Below are 19,373 nucleotides of genomic sequence, written 5' to 3' on the forward strand. Positions count from 1 at the left end.
GGAAATCTTGCGGGCCGGTATAGGAGTGATGCCCGAATTTGCCTTCTTGAACCATGCCGGTGAGACGGCCGTGAGCTGCGGGAATGTTGGGGCGGGGGAAAGTGTCATACCGGGGGTCTAGAGTTGCGCCGGCAGTCTGAGGACGTCTTCTCCCGGGGGCAAAAGGTGGCAGATCGGTTGATCATCCGAGGCGCGCGCGAGCACAATCTGCGCGACGTCAACCTCGACCTGCCACGAGACGCGATGATCGTTTTTACCGGGCTCTCCGGCTCGGGCAAGTCCAGCCTCGCGTTCGACACGATCTTCGCGGAGGGCCAGCGGCGGTACGTCGAGTCGCTGTCGTCGTACGCCCGGCAGTTCCTCGGGCAGATGGACAAGCCGGACGTCGACTTCATCGAGGGACTGTCCCCGGCGGTCTCCATCGACCAGAAGTCGACCTCGCGCAACCCGCGCTCGACGGTCGGCACGATCACCGAGGTCTACGACTACCTCCGGCTCCTCTTCGCCCGGGTCGGCGATCCGCACTGCCCCAAGTGCGGCCGGCCGATCTCCCGGCAGACCCCGCAGCAGATCGTCGACCGGGTGCTCGCCATGGACGAGGGCACCCGCTTCCAGGTCCTCGCCCCGGTCGTGCGCGGGCGCAAGGGGGAGTACGTCGACCTCTTCGCCGAGCTCCAGTCGAAGGGCTTTGCCCGGGTCCGGGTCGACGGCGTGGTCCACTCGCTGACTGACTTCGTTGGCGGGGCGAAGCCCACAAAGCTGAAGAAGCAGGAAAAGCACAGCATCGAGGTGGTCGTCGACCGGCTCACCGTCAAGGCCAGCGCCAAGCAGCGGCTCACCGACTCGGTGGAGACCGCGCTGCGGCTGGCGGCCGGCGTGGTGGTGCTCGAATTCGTCGACCTGCCGGAGGGCGACGAGCACCGCGAGCGCACCTTCTCCGAGCACCTGGCCTGCCCGTACGACGACCTCTCCTTCGAGGCGATGGAGCCGCGCAGCTTCTCGTTCAACTCGCCGTACGGCGCGTGCGTGGAGTGCACCGGCCTCGGCACCAAGAAGGAGGTCGACCCCGACCTGGTCGTGCCCGACCCGGAGCGCACGCTGCGCGAGGGCGCGCTCCAGCCGTGGTCCGGCGGCACGACGTTGGAATACTTCCTGCGGCTGCTGGAGGCGCTCGGCGACGCGGAGCACTTCGACCTCGATACCCCGTGGCGGGCGCTGCCCTCGCGGGCGCAGAAGACCATCCTGCACGGCGCCGAGGACCAGGTGCACGTCCGCTACCGCAACAAGTACGGGCGGGAGCGGTCCTACTACACCGGCTTCGAGGGCGTGGTGCAGTGGATCGAGCGGCGGCACTCCGACACCGACTCGGACTGGTCCCGCGACAAGTACGAGGGATACATGCGGGACGTGCCCTGCCCCTCGTGCGGCGGCGCGCGGCTCAAGCCCGAGGTGCTCGCGGTCACCATCGACGGCCGCAGCATCGCCGAGGTCTGCAACCTGTCGGTGGGGAGTGCGCCGACCTGCTGGGCGCGATGACGCTCACCGACCGGCAGAAGATGATCGCCGAGCGGGTGCTCAAGGAGATCAACGCGCGGCTGCGGTTCCTGGTCGACGTCGGGCTTGACTACCTGTCGCTGGACCGGGCGGCGGGCACGCTCTCCGGCGGCGAGGCGCAGCGCATCCGGCTCGCCACCCAGATCGGCTCCGGCCTGGTCGGCGTGCTGTACGTGTTGGACGAGCCGTCGATCGGCCTGCACCAGCGCGACAACCACCGGTTGATCGAGACGCTCGTCCGGCTGAAAAACCTGGGCAACACGCTGATCGTGGTCGAGCACGACGAAGACACCATCCGCACCGCCGACTGGGTGGTCGACATCGGCCCGGGCGCGGGCGAGCACGGCGGCAAGATCGTGCACAGTGGGTCGGTCGAGGGGCTGCTGGCGAGCGAGGAGTCGGTGACCGGGGCGTACCTGTCCGGCCGCCGGTCGATCCCGACGCCGGGGATGCGGCGCATGCAGATCCCGGGGCGCGAGCTGGTGGTGCAGGGCGCGCGCGAGCACAACCTGAAGAACCTGACCGTGTCGTTCCCGCTGGGGCAGCTCATCGCGGTGACCGGGGTGTCCGGCTCGGGCAAGTCGACGCTGGTCAACGACATCCTGTACGCCGTACTGGCCAACCAGATCAACGGCGCCCGGCTGGTGCCCGGCCGGCATACCCGGATCACGGGGATGGACAACGTCGACAAGGTGGTCGGGGTCGACCAGTCACCCATCGGGCGTACGCCCCGGTCCAACCCCGCGACGTACACCGGGGTCTTCGATCACATCCGGAAGCTCTTCGCGGAGACCACCGAGGCCAAGGTGCGGGGGTACGGGCCGGGCCGGTTCTCGTTCAACGTGAAGGGCGGCCGCTGCGAAAACTGCGCCGGCGACGGCACCATCAAGATCGAGATGAACTTCCTGCCGGACGTCTACGTCCCGTGCGAGGTGTGCAAGGGCGCCCGCTACAACCGCGAGACGCTCGAGGTGCACTACAAGGGACGTACGATCTCCGAGATCCTGGAGATGCCGATCGAAGAGGCGTCGACCTTCTTCGAGCCGATCCCGGCGATCCACCGTCACCTGAAGACGCTGGTCGACGTGGGCCTCGGCTACGTACGGCTGGGCCAGCCGGCGCCGACCCTGTCCGGCGGCGAGGCGCAGCGCGTCAAGCTCGCCTCCGAGCTGCAGAAGCGCTCCACCGGCCGCACGGTGTACGTGCTCGACGAGCCCACCACCGGCCTGCACTTCGAGGACATCCGCAAGCTCCTGCGGGTGCTGGAGAGCCTGGTCGACAAGGGCAACACGGTGATCGTGATCGAGCACAACCTCGACGTGATCAAGACGGCCGACTGGATGATCGAGATGGGCCCGTACGGCGGCCACAAGGGCGGCGAGGTGGTCGCCACCGGTACGCCCGAGGAGATCGCCGAGGTGCCCGACAGCGCGACCGGCGAGTTCCTGCGGCACGTACTGGGCCTGGACGGCCAGGCGACCGGCGCAAAGGCGGCCACGGGGCGCGCCGCCAAGGCGAACGGTTCTCGCGCTGCGGCTCCCTCCTCGTCGCGGGCGACCAAGAAGTCGACCGCCGGCTCGGCCAAGACCGCGGCCAGCTCGACCAGGACCGCGGCTGGCGCGACCAAGGCCGGTGCCGGCTCGACGAAGACCGCGGCCGGCGCGGCGAAGGCGGCCAAGGCGGCACCGGCCCGCCGTACCGCCGCAAAGCCCCGCGGCTGAGCCGTCCGCCTGCGCACCGTCGCATCCTCGCGCTGCCCGTTGCGCCGCTGTGTCCTTGTGTCGCTGCTGCCTGGCGCCGCCCGCTGCGTCGATCAAGGACTTTGCCGTCGATCAAGGACATACGGCCGTGCTTCGATCTCTAAACCGCGACCGTTTGCCCTTGATCGACGGCAAAGTCCTTGATCGGGGCTGGGTAGAGGCCGGTCGAGGCTCGCGTCCGGCGTGGAGGTGTCCGTGCGGCGTATTCCCTTAATCGCTGTGGTGATCATGAAGTTAGCGGCAAGGGGGAGCGCTCCCTCGGCAGATAACTTCATGATCAAGCGTCGCGGGGGAGCGACGCGGGGGCGTGCGGGAACGTGGGGGGTGGGGCTGGGACTCGCCGTCAGAGTGAACCGGAATGAGGGGTTCCCGTGTGTACTGGCGTGGCCGTGGTCGATCCGATCGCGGTGGGTTCCAGAGGAAGGGTGAGGCATGAGCGAGGAACAGGTGGTGACGGAGTCGGGCATCACAACCCGCCGGGCGCTGCTGGCGGGTGCGGGGGCGATCAGCGCCACCGCCGTCTTGGCGGCGTGCGGCACCGACCCTGACGAGGACACCCCCACCGGCAGTGCCCAGACGACCGGCGGGAGCACCGCCGCCGCGGGCGGGAGTTCCGGCGCGCTCACCCAGACCAGCAAGGTCCCGGTCGAGGGCGGCATCATTCTGGCGGCGCAGAGCGTGGTGGTCACCCAGCCCACTCAGGGCGAGTTCAAGTGTTTCAGCTCGACGTGCACGCACCAGGGCTGCCCGGTGACCGCCGTCGAAGGCGGCACCATCAACTGCAACTGTCACGGCAGTAAGTTCTCCATCGAGGACGGTTCGGTGAAGGGCGGCCCGGCGACGAAGCCGCTGACCGAGCGCGAGATCAAGGTGGACGGCGACAGCATCACCCTCGCCTAGGCCCTGCGCGAGCGGCAGGAATGTCCGGCGTGGGGGCTAGGCTTTTCGCGTGGCTGACCCCTCGACCTACCGTCCCGCGCCGGGCACAATTCCTGACGCGCCAGGGGTCTATCGGTTCCGCGATCCCAGCGGCCGGGTCATCTATGTCGGCAAGGCGAAGAGCCTGCGCAGCCGGCTCAATTCGTACTTCGGGGATCTCTGGCATCTGCACCAGCGCACGCAGCAGATGGTCACCACGGCCGCGGCCGTCGACTGGGTCACGGTCGGCAGCGAGGTGGAGGCGCTCCAGCTCGAATACTCCTGGATCAAGGAGTACGACCCGCGGTTCAACGTCAAATACCGCGACGACAAGTCGTACCCGTATCTGGCCGTCACGCTCGACGAGGAGTATCCCCGGCTGCAGGTGATGCGGGGCGCCAAGCGCAAGGGCGTGCGCTACTTCGGGCCGTACTCGCATGCGTGGGCGATCCGCGAGACGCTGGACCTGCTGTTGCGGGTCTTCCCGGCGCGGACCTGTTCTTCCGGGGTGTTCAAGCGGGCCGGGCAGATCGGCCGGCCGTGCCTGCTGGGCGACATCGGCAAGTGTTCGGCGCCGTGCGTGGGCCGGGTGACGGCGGATGAGCACCGGGCGATCGTCGAGGACTTCTGCGACTTCATGGCCGGGCGCACGGACGGCATGGTCAGGCGGCTGGAAAAGGAGATGCTGGCCGCGTCGGAGCAGCTGGAGTTCGAGCGGGCGGCGCGGCTGCGGGACGACGTGGTGGCGCTGCGGCGGGCGCTGGAGAAGCAGGCCGTGGTGTTCGGGGACGGCACGGACGCCGACGTGGTGGCGTTCGCCGAAGATCCGCTGGAGGCCGCGGTGCAGGTCTTCCACGTACGTGGCGGGCGGGTGCGCGGCCAGCGCGGCTGGGTCGTGGAGAAGGTCGAGGATCTGACCACCGGCGATCTGGTCCACCACTTCTGCAGCCAGGTCTACGGCGGCGAGGAGGGCGAGGGTGACGTGCCGCGGGAGCTGCTGGTGCCCGCGCTGCCGCCGGACGCCGACGCGCTGGCCGACTGGCTGAGCCAGCACCGGGGGAGCCGGGTGCAGCTGCGGGTGCCGCAGCGGGGCGACAAGAAGGCGTTGCTGGAGACCGTGGCGCGCAACGCTGCCGAGTCGCTGACCCGGCACAAGCTGCGCCGTTCGGGCGACCTGACCATGCGCAGCAAGGCCCTGGAGGAGATCGGCGAGGCGCTGGGGCTGGGCACCGCACCACTGCGGATCGAGTGCTACGACGTCTCCCAGATTCAGGGCACCGACGTGGTCGCCAGCATGGTCGTGTTCGAGGACGCGCTGCCACGCAAGAGCGAATACCGCCGGTTCGCGGTGCGCGGCGCGACGGACGATCTGTCGGCGCTGTCCGAGGTGCTGCGGCGCCGGTTCGCCCGCTATCTGGAGGCGCGGGCGGAGAGCGGTGAGCTGGACACCGTGGAGACGGACACCCCCGGCATCGATCCGACCACCGGAAAGCCGCGCAAGTTCGCGTACCCGCCGCAGTTGGTCGTCGTCGACGGCGGCCAGCCGCAGGTGAACGCCGCGGCCGCGGTCCTGGCCGACCTGGGGATCGACGACGTCGCGCTGTGCGGCCTGGCCAAGCGGCTGGAAGAGGTGTGGCAACCGGGCGAAGACTTCCCGGTGATCATGTCGCGTACCTCGGAAGGGTTGTATCTGCTGCAGCGCCTGCGCGACGAGGCGCACCGTTTCGCGATCGCGTTCCACCGGGAGCGGCGGTCGAAGCGGATGACCGCGTCGAGCCTGGACGCGATCCCGGGCCTGGGTGAGGTGCGGCGCAAGGCGTTGCTGCGGCACTTCGGGTCGCTCAAGCGGCTCGCGTCGGCCGGCGTCGACGAGATCACCGAGGTGCCGGGCATCGGCCGGCGCACCGCCGAGGCCATCGTGGAAGCCTTGAACGCGACCCCCTAGGATTCTCTGGTGCACGACGACGATGTCCGGCAGTCGGACGATCAAACCGAGCTGGTGGTCGTCACTGGCCTCTCCGGCGGCGGGCGCAGCACTGTCGCGCGTGCCCTGGAAAACGTCGGCTTCTACGTGGTCGACAACCTGCCACAGGCGCTGATGCTCGACATGGCCGAGCTGGCGCAGAAGGCCGGCGGCGCGGCCCAGCACACCGCGATGGTGCTGGACGTGCGCAGCCGGGCGTTCTCCACCGACCTGGTGGGCGCGATCCGGGCGCTGAAGGAGCGCGGTTTCCAGCCGCGCGTGGTCTTTGTGGACGCCGACGACGAGGTGCTGATCCGGCGCTTCGAGAGCGTCCGGCGCTCGCACCCCCTGCAGGGCGACGGCCGGCTCGCCGACGGCATCGCCGCCGAGCGCAAGCTGCTCGACGAGGCCCGCGACCACGCCGACGTGATCATTGATACGAGTCACCTGAACGTGAACCAGCTCCGGCGCCGGGTCGAGGAGCTCTTCGGCGGCGAGGACGCCCGCCGGCTGCGGGTCACCGTGCTGTCGTTCGGCTTCAAGTACGGCCTGCCGCAGGACGCCGACTTCGTGCTGGACGCCCGGTTCCTGCCCAACCCGTACTGGGTGCCCGAGTTGCGCGAGCACACCGGGCGGGAAGAGGGGGTCAGCCAGTACGTGCTCGGCCAGCCCGGGGCGACGGCGTTCGTGGAGACATACGCCCAGCTGATCAACTCGACGGCCAGCGGCTTCGAGCGCGAGGGCAAGCGGTACCTGACCGTGGCGGTGGGCTGCACCGGCGGCAAGCACCGCAGCGTCGCGATCGCCGAGGAGCTCGCCGACCGGTTGCGCCAGGTCCGGCTGTCCGCCAACGCCCAGCACCGCGACCTGGGGCGGGAGTAAATTCGTGAGGGTCGTCGCCTTCGGGGAGGGCACGGGCTCGGGGCGTCGCTACGGGCGCTGCGGCGCAGCCGCGGGGCGCTGGACCTCGACATCACCGCCGTCGTGACCGTGGGGGACGACGGCGGGTCCAGCGGCCGGCTGCGGGCCGAGCGCGGGGCGCTCCCGCCCGGTGACCTGCGCCAAGCGCTCGCCGCGCTGGCGGCGCCGGACGCGGCCATGCGGACGGACCTGCTCCAGCACCGCTTCCGGCCGCCAGGCCCGCTGACCGGGCACACCGTGGGCAACCTGGTGCTGCTGGGCCTGATGGAGTTGCTCGGCGACCCGGTGGCCGCGCTCGACCACGCCGCCGCCATGGTCGGCGCCGCCGGGCGGGTACTGCCGATGTCGTGCCAGCCGCTGGGCATCGAGGCCGAGGTGCAGGGGCCGACCCCTCCGTACCCGATGATGTTTTGACGGTCCGCGGACAGCACGCGGTCGCGGTGACCCGGGGCCGCGTGTTGTCCGTGCGCGTCACCCCCGAGGAGCAGCCGGCCTGCCCGGAGGCCCTCGCGGCGGTGGCCGAGGCCGATTGGTTGATCTTCGGACCGGGTAGCTGGTACACGAGCGTGATCCCGCACCTGCTCATGCCCGACCTGGCCGCCGCGATCGTGGCCAGCCCGGCTCGCCGCCTGGTGACCCTCAACCTGGCGGAGGAGAAGGAGACCCTCGGACTGTCGCTGGCCGGCCACCTGGCGGCCCTGCGGTGGTACCTGCCGGAGCTAAAAGTCGACACGGTCATCGCGGACGAGAAGGCCGTAGGCGACCCCGAACCGGTCCGGCATGCGGCAGAATCGCTGGGTGCGCGGCTCGCCCTCGCCCCGGTCGCGATGGCGGATGGCAGCGCTCGGCACGATCCGGCGGCGCTCGGCGCCGCACTGGTGCCTGTCTTGGGCGCCGGTCGTTAGACCCAACTGAAGCACCCGAAACTGTCCAGGAGATGACAACAAGATGGCTATGACCGGGGCGGTCAAAGACGAGCTGAGCCGGGTCGACGTGCCGAAGCCGTGTTGCCGCCGATCGGAGATGGCCGCGCTCCTGCGGTTCGCCGGCGGGCTGCACATCGTCTCCGGTCGGGTCGTGGTCGAGGCCGAGCTCGACACGGGCGCGGTCGCCCGGCGGCTGCGGCGCGAGGTCGCGGAGGTCTACGGCTACCCGAGCGAGATTCACGTGCTCGCGTCCGGCGGGCTGCGCAAGGGCAGCCACTACATCGTGCGGGTGGTCAAGGACGGCGAGGCCCTGGCCCGCCAGACCGGGCTGCTCGACGTGCGCGGCCGTCCGGTGCGCGGGCTCCCACCGCACGTGGTGTCGGCCGGCGTCTGCTGCGCGGTATCCGCGTGGCGGGGCGCGTTCATGGCGCACGGCTCGCTGACCGAGCCGGGCCGCTCGTGCGCGTTGGAGATCACCAGCCCGGGCCCGGAGTCGGCGCTCGCGCTGGTCGGCGCCGCGCGCCGGATCGGCGTCAGCGCCAAGCAGCGCGAGGTCCGCGGGGTCGACCGGGTCGTGGTCAAGGACGGCGACGCGATCGCCGCGCTGCTCACCCGCATCGGCGCGCACTCCAGCGTTCTCGCGTGGGAGGAGCGTCGGGTACGTCGTGAGGTGCGTGCCACGGCCAACCGGCTGGCGAACTTCGACGACGCCAATCTGCGGCGCAGCGCCCGGGCAGCCGTGGCGGCGGCGGCCCGGGTGACCCGCGCGCTGGAAATCCTCGCCGAGGAGGCGCCCAACCACCTCACGTCGGCCGGCCAGCTCCGCCTGGAGCACCGCCAGGCGTCGCTCGAGGAACTAGGCGCTCTCGCGGATCCGCCTCTCACGAAGGACGCGATCGCTGGTCGGATTCGGCGGCTTCTGGCGCTTGCTGACAAGCGGGCTCGTGATTTGGGCATTCCTGACACTGAGGCGGCTGTTACGCCTGAGATGTTGGTGGGGTAGGTCACTGTGGGGTTTTGGGGGCAGGAGTGCCCTGCGAAGCCCGTCAGGCTTGATGTCTTCGCAGGTCACTCCTGCCCCCAAAACCTGACGTGGGCACCGTCCGCAGGGAGAGTTACGGCTCGGGAGTCACCTGGAAGCACAGGGTGACCCATGGTTCGGCGTAACTGTGCAAGCCGTTACCAGCACTCCTCGCTGGACCAGGTCGGGATCCGGGCCGGGGGTGACCGGCGGAGACATCAAGCCTGACGGGCTCCGCCGGGCACCCCCGGCCCGGATCCAAAACCGCAACTCGGATAAGGTCGAACAGCACGGCGACGAGGCCGAAAAGATCCCAAGTTGCAACGCGAGGAGATGGACAAGTGACCATCCGGGTTGGCATCAACGGCTTCGGCCGGATCGGCCGTAACTTCTACCGGGCGGTGCTGGCGTCCGGCGCCGACATCGAACTGGTCGGCGTGAACGACCTGACCGACAACGCCACGCTCGCCCACTTGCTCAAGTACGACAGCATTCTGGGCCGGCTGCCCTACGAGGTCAAGGCCACCGGTGACGAGATCACCGTGAATGGCAAGACGTTCAAGGCGCTGGCCGAGCGCGACCCGGCCAAGCTGCCGTGGGCCGACCTGGGCGCCGACGTGGTGATCGAGTCGACCGGCTTCTTCACCGACGCGAGCAAGGCCAAGGCGCACGTCGAGGCGGGCGCGAAGAAGGTCATCATCTCCGCGCCGGCGAAGAACGAAGACGTGACGATCGTCATGGGCGTCAACCACGACAAGTACGACCCGGCCCAGCACACGATCATCTCGAACGCCTCCTGCACCACCAACTGCCTCGCTCCGATGGCCAAGGTGCTGCACGACTCGTTCACCATCGAGCGCGGCCTGATGACCACGATCCACGCGTACACGCAGGACCAGAACCTGCAGGACGGCCCGCACAAGGACCTGCGCCGGGCCCGGGCCGCCGCGCTCAACGTCGTGCCGACCTCCACCGGCGCCGCCAAGGCCATCAGCCTGGTGCTGCCGGAGCTGAAGGGCAAGCTCGACGGGTACGCGCTGCGGGTGCCGATCCCGACCGGCTCGGCGACCGACCTGACCGTGACCCTGGGCCGCGAGGTCTCGGTCGAGGAGGTCAACGCCGCGCTGAAGGCCGCCGCGGAGGGCCCGCTCAAGGGCATCCTGACGTACACCGAGGACGAGATCGTGTCCTCCGACATCGTCACCGACCCGGCCTCGTGCATCTTCGACGCCGGCCTCACCAAGGTGATCGGTGACCAGGTCAAGGTCGTCGGCTGGTACGACAACGAGTGGGGCTACTCGAACCGTCTCGCGGACCTCGTCAAGCTGGTGGGTTCTTCGCTGTGACGATCAAGACTCTCGACGACCTGCTCGCCGAGGGTGTGGAAGGTCGGCGCGTGCTCGTGCGCGCCGACCTCAACGTCCCCTGCAAGACGGCGTCATCACCGACGACGGGCGCATTCGTGCGGTCCTGCCCACGATCCGGTCGCTGAGCGACGCGGGCGCGCGGGTCATCGTCGTGTCCCACCTGGGCCGTCCCAAGGGCGTGCCCGACCCCAAGTACACGCTCGCGTCCGTCGCCGGGCGGCTTGGTGAGCTGCTCGGCAAGCCGATCGCGTTCGCGAACGACACGGTCGGCGAGTCGGCCCGCGCGACGGTCGCGGGCCTCGCGTCCGGCGATGTCGCGCTCTTGGAAAACCTGCGCTTCAACCCGGGCGAGACCAGCAAGGACGACGCGGTACGCGGGGCGTTCGCGGACGAGTTGGCCGGGCTCGCCGAGGCATATGTGGACGATGCCTTCGGCGCCGTCCACCGCAAGCACGCCAGCGTGTACGACGTACCCGCGCGGCTGCCGCACTTCGCCGGCGGCCTGGTGCTGCGCGAGGTCGAAGTCCTGGCCAAGCTGACCGGCCAGCCCGAGCGGCAGTACATCGTGGTGCTCGGCGGGTCGAAGGTCTCCGACAAGCTCGCGGTGATCGAGGCGCTGCTGCCCAAGGTGGACAAGCTGCTCGTCGGCGGCGGCATGTGCTTCACGTTCCTCAAGGCCCAGGGCCACGAGGTGGGTAAGTCGCTGCTCGAGGCCGAGATGGTCGACACCTGCCGCGACCTGCTGTCCCGGGCCGCCGGGCGGATCGTGCTGCCGGTCGACGTGGCGGCGGCGACGTCGTTCGCGGCCGACGCTTCGTGGGACGTGGTGCCCGCGGACGCGATCCCCGCCGACCGGCTGGGGCTCGACATCGGCCCGGAGAGCGTCGCACTGTTCGCCGAGGCCCTCGGGCCCGCGAAGACGGTGTTCTGGAACGGCCCGATGGGCGTGTTCGAGCTGGCGCCGTTCGCGTCCGGCACCCGGGGTGTGGCCGAGGCGATCACCAAGGTCGACGGCTTCACCGTGGTGGGCGGCGGCGACTCGGCCGCGGCCGTACGCGCGCTCGGCCTCGACGAGTCGGCCTTCGGCCACATCTCGACCGGTGGGGGAGCCTCGCTGGAGTACCTGGAGGGCAAGACTCTCCCCGGCATCGCGGCGTTGGAGCACTGATGGCAGCGGTGGCTCGCCGGCCCCTCATGGCCGGCAACTGGAAGATGAACCTCAACCACCTGGAGGCCAACCTCCTGGTGCAGAAGATCGCGGCGAGCCTCAACGAGCAGCAGCTCACCGACGTCGAGGTGGTCGTGCTGCCGTCGTTCACCAACCTGCGCACCGTGCAGACGTTGGTCGACGGCGACAAGTTGCTGATCGGGTACGGGGCGCAGGACCTGTCCCCGCACGCCAAGGGCGCGTACACCGGGGAGATCTCCGGGCTGATGCTCGCCAAGCTGGGCTGCCAGTACGTCGTGGTCGGCCACTCCGAGCGCCGGCAGTACCACCACGAGGACGACGCGCTGGTCAACAGCAAGGTGAAGGCGGCGCTGACGTACGAGCTGGCGCCGATCCTGTGCATCGGCGAGGGCCTGGAGGTCCGTGAGGCCGGCGAGCACGTCCCGCACGTCATCGCACAGCTCGACGCCGCCCTCGACGGGTTGACGGCGGCGCAGGTGGAGCGGGTCGTCGTCGCGTACGAGCCGGTGTGGGCGATCGGCACCGGCAAGACCGCGACGCCGGAGGACGCGCAGGAGGTGTGCGGCGCGATCCGGGCCCGGCTGGGTGAGGCGTTCGGCGCCACCACGGCCGAGCGCACCCGTATCCTGTACGGCGGCTCGGTCAAGGCGACGAGCGTCGCGAGCCTCATGGCCCAGCAAGACGTGGACGGGGCCCTGGTCGGCGGTGCCAGCATCGACGCCGAGGAATGGGTCCAGATCTGCCGCTTCCCGGACCACATAGCCCGCTAGTCCTTCCTTAGCTCGTCGATCAAGGGCGAACGGTCGTGGATTGATCTCCAATCCACGACCGTTCGCCCTTGATCGACGTAGAAGTCCATGATCGACGCCAGGGGCGGGAGGCGGGCGTGCCTGTCCGGAGCGGGGCGGCTATCCTTGGTTCGCCCGCTCATCGAGAGGATTAACCGTCGCCATGCCGATCGCGTTCGCATACACGTTGATCGGGTTGCTGGTTGTCACCAGCTTCCTGCTGATGCTCCTGATCCTCCTGCACCGGGGCAAGGGTGGTGGCCTGTCCAGCATGTTCGGCGGTGGCGTCAGCACCAGCCTCGCTGGCTCGTCGGTCGCGGAGAAGAACCTCGACCGGTACACCATTCTCGTGGGCATTGTCTGGTTTGCCTGCATTGTCGGCCTGGGCCTTTGGCTCAAACTCGCGATGAACTCTTAGGGCCTTTCGCACCGTATCTAGTCATAGACTCTGCGCGGTCCACGTTCAGGTTCCCCATCGCGACGTCGAACCCTCACTCGACGACAGGAGCTAAGAGCCGTGCCACATGGCAGTGCTATCCGCGGCACCCGCGTCGGCTCCGGTCCCATGCGGCCGGTCGAGCGGTGCGACCCCGCCCCACGCCGCCCCGTGACGTACTGGTGCGCCAAGGGCCACACCGTCGAGGTCTCGCTCGCGGCAGACGTGCCGCCGCCGGCGACCTGGGACTGTCCCCGCTGCGGCCAGCCCGCCGGCCTTGATGAGCACAACCCGCCCGGCCCGTCGCGCGCCGAGCCGTACAAGTCCCACTTGGCGTACGTGAAGGAGCGGCGCAGCGAAGCCGACGGCGAAGCCCTGCTCGCCGAGGCGCTGGCCGCCCTCCGCCGCCGCCGGGGCGAGCTCTAACCCACCCGGCCTAGCGTGTTGATCAGGGACTAGCTCCCTCGACGCGCCGCAACACGCCAGAGCCACTCCCTGATCAACAGGGTCAGGCGGGGCGGGCGCAGCGGGGCTAGCGGAGGCTGCGGAGCTTCGGGGCTACCTCGGAGGCGGCGGCGCGGTCCAGGAGCCATTGGGTGCGCTCCACGCCGGACACGCCCGCCGCGGGGACCTGTACGGGGCCTGCGCCGGCCATGGCCATGCCCACCGCGCCGGCCTTGTCGGGGCCGGCGGCGACCAGCCAGACCTCCTCGGCCGTGTTGATGGTGGGGATGGTCAGCGTGATCCGGATAGGCGGCGGCTTGGGGCTGCCGCGTACGGCGCTGACCGGCCGGGTCTCGTACGCCACCGGGTGCTCGGGGAAGACCGACGCCACGTGCCCGTCCTCGCCGACGCCCAGCATCAGTACGTCGAAGTGGGGCAGCGCCGCCGTGCCGGGGCGGGCCGAGGCGGCGAGTTCCCGGGCGTACCGGGCGGCCGCCGCCTCGGGGTCGGATCCGTCCGGGCCGTCCGAGGCCGGCATGGCGTGGATCCGCGCCGGGTCGAGCGGCAGTGCGTCGAGCAGGGCCTCGCGGGCCTGGGTCTCGTTGCGGTCCGGGTCGCCGGCGGGCAGGAAGCGTTCGTCGCCCCACCAGACGTCGACCCGGGACCAGTCCACCGCGTCCCGGGCGGGCAGGTCGCGTACGGCCCGGTAGACCGCGGCCGCCACCCGCCCGCCGGTCAGCACCACGCCGGCGAAGCCGCGTGCGGCCTGAGCGTCGATGAGCTTGACGATGAGCCGCGCGGCGACCGCCTGGGCGAGTACGGACGCGTCCGAGTGGACGACAACGTTCGTCTCAGGCATCGACGGCCACTGCCGGCGTCGAGGGTGAGGCGTAGGAGGCCACCGGGTCCTTCCAGATGTGCACCCGCTTCGGCGGCCGGCTGTCCAGGCCGGACACGCCCGCGAACGCGCCCAGCGCGTCGCCGTAGATGTTGTCGGAGTCGAGCCGGCGCAGCTCCTCGGCCAGTTCCTCGCCGGTGGGGCGGCGTACGAGCGGGAGGCTGCGGTCGGCGTGGCCGGTACGGCTGAACGTGGCCATGCTGTCCTCGCGGGTCAGCGTGATCACCTCGCCGCCGGCGCACTCCAGGGTGACCGAGCGCATCCGCGGGAAGTCCGAGGTCGCCTCCAGCCGCGGGCGGATGCCGAGCCGGGCGGTGAGCCACCCGCTCATCAGGGCCGCCGTCGGGTCGGACGCGGGTGCCACGATCGTGCCGCCGACGACCTGGGTCTCCAGCGTGTCGAAGGCGCCCGCCACGAGCGTGCGCCACGGGGTGATCCGGGTCCAGGCGAGGTCGGTGTCGCCGGGTGCGTAGTCGGTGGCCCGCTGCCGCAGCGTCGCGATCCGGTCGCTGGTCTGCGCGCTGTCGGTGATCCGCCGGTCGGCAACCACGCCGAGGTAGTCGTTGGCGATCAGCTCCGGCGGCTCGCCGTGCCACCAGGTCACCACCGGTACGTCGGGCACCAGCAGCGGCATGACCACCGACTCGGCGTGCAGCGCGAGCCGGCCGTACATCCGCATGACCACGGCCTCGCACGGGCCGAGCCGGCCACCGACGACGATCTCGGCGTCGAGCCGGTTGTTGGGGCGCTCGAAGTCGGAGCGCACCACCATCAGCAGCCGGCACGGGTGGGCGGCCGACGCTATGGTGGCCGCCGCCTCCGCCTCGCGTACCCGCTTCTCGTCGACCACGACGATGAGCGAGAGCGCCATGCCGCTGGCGACGCCGCCCGCGCTGCGCCGCTCCGCGGACAGCGCCTTGACGACCTCGTTACCGGTCGTGTCCCACAAGCCGATCATGCCCGCCTCCAGTGGCGGCCCTCGCGGGCCAGCATCTCGTCGGCCGCGCGCGGCCCCCACTCGCCGGACCGGTACTGCTCCGGCTTGGTGCCGATCCATGCCTCTTCCAGCGGGTCGACCACATTCCAGCTCTGCTCGACCTCGGCGGCGTCGGGGAAGAGCGTGCGGTCGCCGATGAGGACGTCGAGCACGAGCCGCTCGTACGCCTCGGGGCTCTGCTCGGTGAACGCCTCGCCGTACTGGAAGTCCATCGCGATGTCGCGCAGCTCCATTGTGGTGCCGGGCACCTTGGAGCCGAACTTGAGCACCACGCCCTCCTCCGGCTGGACCCGGATGACGAGCTGGTTTTCGCCGAGCGCCTCGACGTCGGCCGGGTTGAACGGCAGGTGCGGCGCCTTCTTGAAGAGCACCGCCACCTCGGTGACCCGGCGCGGCAGCCGCTTGCCGGCCCGGATGTAGAACGGCACGCCGGCCCAGCGCCTGTTCTGGATGCCGAGCCGCACGGCCACGTACGTCTCGGTGTTCGAGTCGGACGGCACGCCGTCCTCGTCGAGGTATCCCTTGGCGCGCTCGCCGGCCACCCAGCCCTGCAGGTACTGGCCGCGGACCGTACCCGCGTTGATGTCCTTGGGGAGGCTGATGGCCCGCAGGACCTTGAGCTTTTCGGCGCGGATCTCCGCGGCGTCGAAGCTCGTCGGCTCCTCCATCGCGACCAGGGCGAGGAGCTGGAGCAGGTGGTTCTGGAACACGTCGCGGGCGGTGCCGGTGGCGTCGTAGAAGCCGGCCCGGGTGCCGATGCCGACGTCTTCGGCCATGGTGATCTGCACCGAGTCGACGTACTTGGAGTTCCACACCGGCTCGAACAGGGAGTTGGCGAAGCGCAGAGCCATGATGTTCTGCACCGTCTCCTTGCCCAGGTAGTGGTCGATGCGGAACACGTCCTGGCCGGTGAAGACGTCGTCGACCAGGTCGTTGAGCTCCTTGGCCGAGCCGAGGTCGGTGCCGAACGGCTTTTCCACGACCACCCGCCGCCAGCCGCCGCACTTCTCGTTGTCGGCCATGCCGGTGCGGGCGAGCTGCTTGAGCACGGTCGGGAACGCCTGCGGCGGGATGGAGAAGTAGAACGCCGCGTTGCCGGCGATGCCATGCGTGTCGCGCAGCTCGTTCAGCGTGTCGTTGAGCCGGTCGAAGGCCGCGTCGTCGTCGAACGCGCCGCCGACGAACTTCATGTTTCCGGTCAGCCGGGCCCAGACCTCCTCGCGCCACGGGGTACGGGAGTGCGTCTTGGCCGCCTCGTACGCCACCTGCTCGAAGGTGCCGTGATCCCAGTCGCGGCGGGCGAAGCCGACCACCACGAAGCCGGGTGGCAGCAGGCCGCGGTTGGCCAGGTCGTACACGGCGGGGAGAAGCTTCTTGCGAGCCAGGTCGCCGGTCACCCCGAAGATCACCAGAGCGCATGGCTCGGGGATCCGTGGCAGCCGGCGGTCCTGGGGATCGCGCAACGGGTTACCCACGGCTACATCCTTTCAGTTCCGCAGGGACCGGACAGCGTCCAGTAGCTGAACGATGCCCGTTGCCCGATCGGTCAGGTGCAGGCGAACGAGGGGCGTCCGCGGCTGGTCAGGGCCTGCCGGTCGCCGGCGGCCTGCGTCGCCTGCAAGGTTCCAAAGGTGTACGGCTTGCCCGGCACCGCCAGGTCGGCGCCGACCGCCCCGGTGATCTGCAGGAACGCGCCGAGCTGCGGCCCGCCCTTGTGATACAGCCCGGCGGTGTGCAGGAAGCGCGGTCCCCACCCGAAGGTGACCGGACGGCGGCTCAACTCGGCCAGCAGCGGGCGCACCTGCGCGGCCCGGGCGTCGGCGAACCGGTCCAGGAAGGCCATGACCGCCACGTACCCGTGCGGGCGGGCGGCCAGCAGCAGGCTGCCGAGCGCGCCCTCGACCGAGTGCGCCGAGGTGCCGTAGACCTCGATGGCGCCCTCGACGAACGCCGGATCCTCCACCGGGAGTGCGGACGCCGCCGCCCTGCCCGGCAGGCTGAACGGGTCGATGCCGATCACCCGCCCGGCCACCGCCGTGGCGTACTCCCAGGCCAGGAAGTGCGCCCCCAGCGGCCCGTTGACGGCCACGTCGGGGCGTACCCCGCCGCCGGGCACCGCGCCGACGGGCAGCGAGCCGCCCACGGTCACGGTGAGCACGTCCTCGCCGCCGGCGATGGGGCGTCCGGCGTCTCCAGCACGACGGGCAGGATGCCGCGGCCGTCCTTGCCGGTCGACTCGGCGAGCAGCTGCTCGACCCAGTCGGCCAGACCGACGATCCCGGTGCCGTCCTCGACCAGCGCCACCTTGTCGCGGCCCGCGGTCACCGCCGCGCCGAGCGCGGCGCCCAGCGCCAGCGCCGGGTTGTCGCGGTCCTTCGAAAGCGAAGCGTGCAGCTCCTCGGCCTGATCGATCAGCTCGGCCACGTCCACCCCGGCCAGAGCTGCGGGTACGAGGCCGAAGGCGGTCAGCGCCGAGTAGCGACCGCCCACCTCAGGGTCGGCGAAGATGACGGTGGCACCCATCTCCTCGGCGATCTCCACCAGCGGCGATCCCGGGTCGGTCACCACGACGAAGTGGCGCCCAGCCTCGGCCTCGCTGAACCCGGCGTCGAGGAACGCCCGCAGGTACGCGCGCCGGTGGCTGTCGGTCTCCACCGTCGAGCCGGACTTGCTGGCGACCACCACGACGGTGCGCTCCAGCCTCTCCGTGAGCACGGCCCGGACCTGCCCCGGATCGGTGGTGTCCAGCACGGTCAGCGGGCGGCCGAGCGTACGGCAGATCACCTCCGGCGCGAGCGACGAGCCGCCCATGCCGGCCAGCACCACCCGGTCCAGATCCGCCAGCTCCGCCTTCAGCTCGGCGAGTTGGGGGAGCAGGTCGCGGCTGCGCCGGAACGTGTCGAGCCAGCCCAGCCGCACCTTCGCCTCGGCCTCGGCGTCCGCACCCCACAGCGTGGGGTCCTTCTGCACGAGCAGGCCCGGGACCCCGGCTTCGACCAGGGTCGCGCGGGCCTCGGCGCCCACCGGATCGGCCCCCCAGACGGCCAACCCGGCGGCCGCCTCGACATCACCCATTGATTGAGATCTCCAGCTGGCCCTCGATGGCCCGCAGCAGCTCCAGCCAGCTCGCCTCGAACTTCTCCACGCCCTCCTGCTCCAGCGTCTGCACCACGTCGTCGTAGTCGACGCCGAGCGCGGCGAGGTCGTCGAGCACCTGGCGGGCGTCGGCGTACGAGCCGGTGACGGTGTCGCCGCGGGTCTCGCCGTGGTCGGCGAACGCGTGGATGGTCGGCTCCGGCATCGTGTTGACCACGCCGGGCGCGATCAGCTCCTCGACGTAGATGACGTCCCGCATGGCGGGGTTCTTCGTCGAGGTGGACGCCCACAGTGGACGCTGCGGGTGCGCGCCGGCGTCGGCCAGCTTCTGCCAGCGCTCCGAGCTGAACACCTTGGCGTACCGCTCGTACGCCAGCTGGGCGTTCGCGACGGCCGCCTTGCCCTTGAGCGCCTTGGCCTCGTCCGAACCGATCTTGTCGAGGCGCTTGTCGACCTCGGTGTCCACCCGGGACACGAAGAAGGACGCCACCGAGCCGATCTTCGTCAGGTCGTGGCCGTTGGCCTTGGCCTGCTCCATGCCGGCGAGGAACGCGTCCATCACCTGCGAGTACCGCTCCAGCGAGAAGATCAGCGTGACGTTGACGCTGATGCCCTGGGCCAGTGTGGCGGTGATCGCCGGCAGGCCCGCCTCGGTGGCCGGGATCTTGATGAACAGGTTGGGCCGGTCGACCAGCCACCACAGCGCCCTGGCCTCGGCGATGGTCTTCTCGGTCTCGTACGCCAGGCGCGGGTCGACCTCGATCGAGACCCGGCCGTCCACGCCCGCGGACGCGTCGTACGCCGGCTTCATCACGTCGGTCGCCCACCGCACGTCGTACGTGGTGAGCATGCGGACCGCCTCTTCGACGGTCACGCCGCGCACGGCCAGGTCGCGCAGCTGCTCGTTGTACGCGTCGGCGTCGCTCAGCGCCTTGGCGAAGATGGTCGGGTTGGTGGTCACGCCCACCACGTGCTTCTCACGGCGCAGCTGGTCGAGCCCACCGGACACCAGCCGTACCCGGGACAGGTCGTCGATCCACACCGCTACGCCAGCGGCGGAAAGTTCTGCAAGCCGGTCAGTCATGGCTCTAGCCT

At 70.3% G+C, this 19,373-nt stretch carries 12 protein-coding genes and 4 pseudogenes; 11 read left to right on the plus strand and 5 right to left on the minus strand.

All coding sequences use genetic code 11. The features are described from left to right. Nucleotides 1–165 precede the first annotated feature (165 nt). From uvrA to Prum_RS30790, 11 genes and pseudogenes are all read left to right on the plus strand, one after another. Nucleotides 166–3,128, plus strand: a pseudogene (gene uvrA, locus Prum_RS30740) (excinuclease ABC subunit UvrA); the annotation flags it as partial. A gap of 618 nt (nt 3,129–3,746) precedes the next feature. Next, nucleotides 3,747–4,214, plus strand: a complete 468-nt coding sequence (locus tag Prum_RS30745) for a Rieske (2Fe-2S) protein (RefSeq protein WP_173079647.1) — start codon at nt 3,747–3,749, stop codon at nt 4,212–4,214. A 49-nt stretch (nt 4,215–4,263) separates the two neighbouring features. After that, a complete protein-coding gene (gene uvrC, locus Prum_RS30750) occupies nt 4,264–6,177 on the plus strand; it encodes an excinuclease ABC subunit UvrC (protein WP_173079648.1) in 1,914 nt (637 codons plus the stop codon). 6 nt (nt 6,178–6,183) lie between these two features. Beyond that, complete coding sequence (gene rapZ / locus Prum_RS30755; RefSeq protein ID WP_173084333.1) at nt 6,184–7,077, plus strand: RNase adapter RapZ; 894 nt, start codon at nt 6,184–6,186, stop codon at nt 7,075–7,077. A gap of 4 nt (nt 7,078–7,081) precedes the next feature. Then, nucleotides 7,082–8,021 (plus strand): annotated as a pseudogene (locus Prum_RS30760) (gluconeogenesis factor YvcK family protein). A 43-nt stretch (nt 8,022–8,064) separates the two neighbouring features. Continuing rightward, nucleotides 8,065–9,045, plus strand: a complete 981-nt coding sequence (gene whiA / locus Prum_RS30765) for a DNA-binding protein WhiA (protein ID WP_173079649.1) — start codon at nt 8,065–8,067, stop codon at nt 9,043–9,045. Between the two features lie 359 nt (nt 9,046–9,404). Continuing rightward, nucleotides 9,405–10,409 (plus strand): type I glyceraldehyde-3-phosphate dehydrogenase, encoded by a 1,005-nt coding sequence (gene gap, locus Prum_RS30770; RefSeq protein ID WP_173079650.1) that lies wholly within the window; start codon nt 9,405–9,407, stop codon nt 10,407–10,409. Beyond that, nucleotides 10,406–11,598, plus strand: a pseudogene (locus tag Prum_RS30775) (phosphoglycerate kinase). The gene gap and the pseudogene Prum_RS30775 overlap by 4 nt, the downstream one beginning before the upstream one ends. After that, nucleotides 11,598–12,389, plus strand: coding sequence for a triose-phosphate isomerase (tpiA, locus tag Prum_RS30780; protein WP_173079651.1), 792 nt, complete (start codon nt 11,598–11,600; stop codon nt 12,387–12,389). Before Prum_RS30775 ends, tpiA begins: the two are co-directional and overlap by 1 nt. Before the next feature lie 181 nt (nt 12,390–12,570). After that, nucleotides 12,571–12,825 (plus strand): preprotein translocase subunit SecG, encoded by a 255-nt coding sequence (gene secG / locus Prum_RS30785; RefSeq protein ID WP_173079652.1) that lies wholly within the window; start codon nt 12,571–12,573, stop codon nt 12,823–12,825. 99 nt (nt 12,826–12,924) lie between these two features. Then, complete coding sequence (locus Prum_RS30790; protein WP_173079653.1) at nt 12,925–13,269, plus strand: RNA polymerase-binding protein RbpA; 345 nt, start codon at nt 12,925–12,927, stop codon at nt 13,267–13,269. A 106-nt stretch (nt 13,270–13,375) separates the two neighbouring features. On the opposite strand, the gene pgl is transcribed toward Prum_RS30790, so the two are convergent. The 5 genes and pseudogenes from pgl to tal all read right to left on the minus strand — a co-directional run bounded on the left by pgl (nt 13,376) and on the right by tal (nt 19,362). After that, the gene (pgl, locus tag Prum_RS30795) at nt 13,376–14,146 is read right to left on the minus strand and encodes a 6-phosphogluconolactonase (RefSeq protein WP_173079654.1); all 771 of its coding nucleotides are present in this window, start codon (nt 14,144–14,146) and stop codon (nt 13,376–13,378) included. Further along, nucleotides 14,139–15,143 carry a glucose-6-phosphate dehydrogenase assembly protein OpcA gene (locus Prum_RS30800; RefSeq protein WP_173079655.1) on the minus strand — a complete coding sequence of 335 codons (1,005 nt, stop codon included), beginning with the start codon at nt 15,141–15,143 and terminating at the stop codon, nt 14,139–14,141. Before Prum_RS30800 ends, pgl begins: the two co-directional genes overlap by 8 nt. Continuing rightward, nucleotides 15,140–16,657 carry a glucose-6-phosphate dehydrogenase gene (gene zwf / locus Prum_RS30805; protein ID WP_173079656.1) on the minus strand — a complete coding sequence of 506 codons (1,518 nt, stop codon included), beginning with the start codon at nt 16,655–16,657 and terminating at the stop codon, nt 15,140–15,142. Before zwf ends, Prum_RS30800 begins: the two co-directional genes overlap by 4 nt. Before the next feature lie 12 nt (nt 16,658–16,669). Continuing rightward, nucleotides 16,670–18,257 (minus strand): annotated as a pseudogene (locus Prum_RS30810) (phosphoglucose isomerase-related protein). Further along, nucleotides 18,250–19,362 carry a transaldolase gene (gene tal / locus Prum_RS30815; protein ID WP_173079657.1) on the minus strand — a complete coding sequence of 371 codons (1,113 nt, stop codon included), beginning with the start codon at nt 19,360–19,362 and terminating at the stop codon, nt 18,250–18,252. Before tal ends, Prum_RS30810 begins: the two are co-directional and overlap by 8 nt. Nucleotides 19,363–19,373: the final 11 nt, after the last annotated feature.

Origin of the sequence: Phytohabitans rumicis (assembly GCF_011764445.1) — a bacterium.
In the GTDB taxonomy this organism is placed as follows: domain Bacteria; phylum Actinomycetota; class Actinomycetes; order Mycobacteriales; family Micromonosporaceae; genus Phytohabitans; species Phytohabitans rumicis.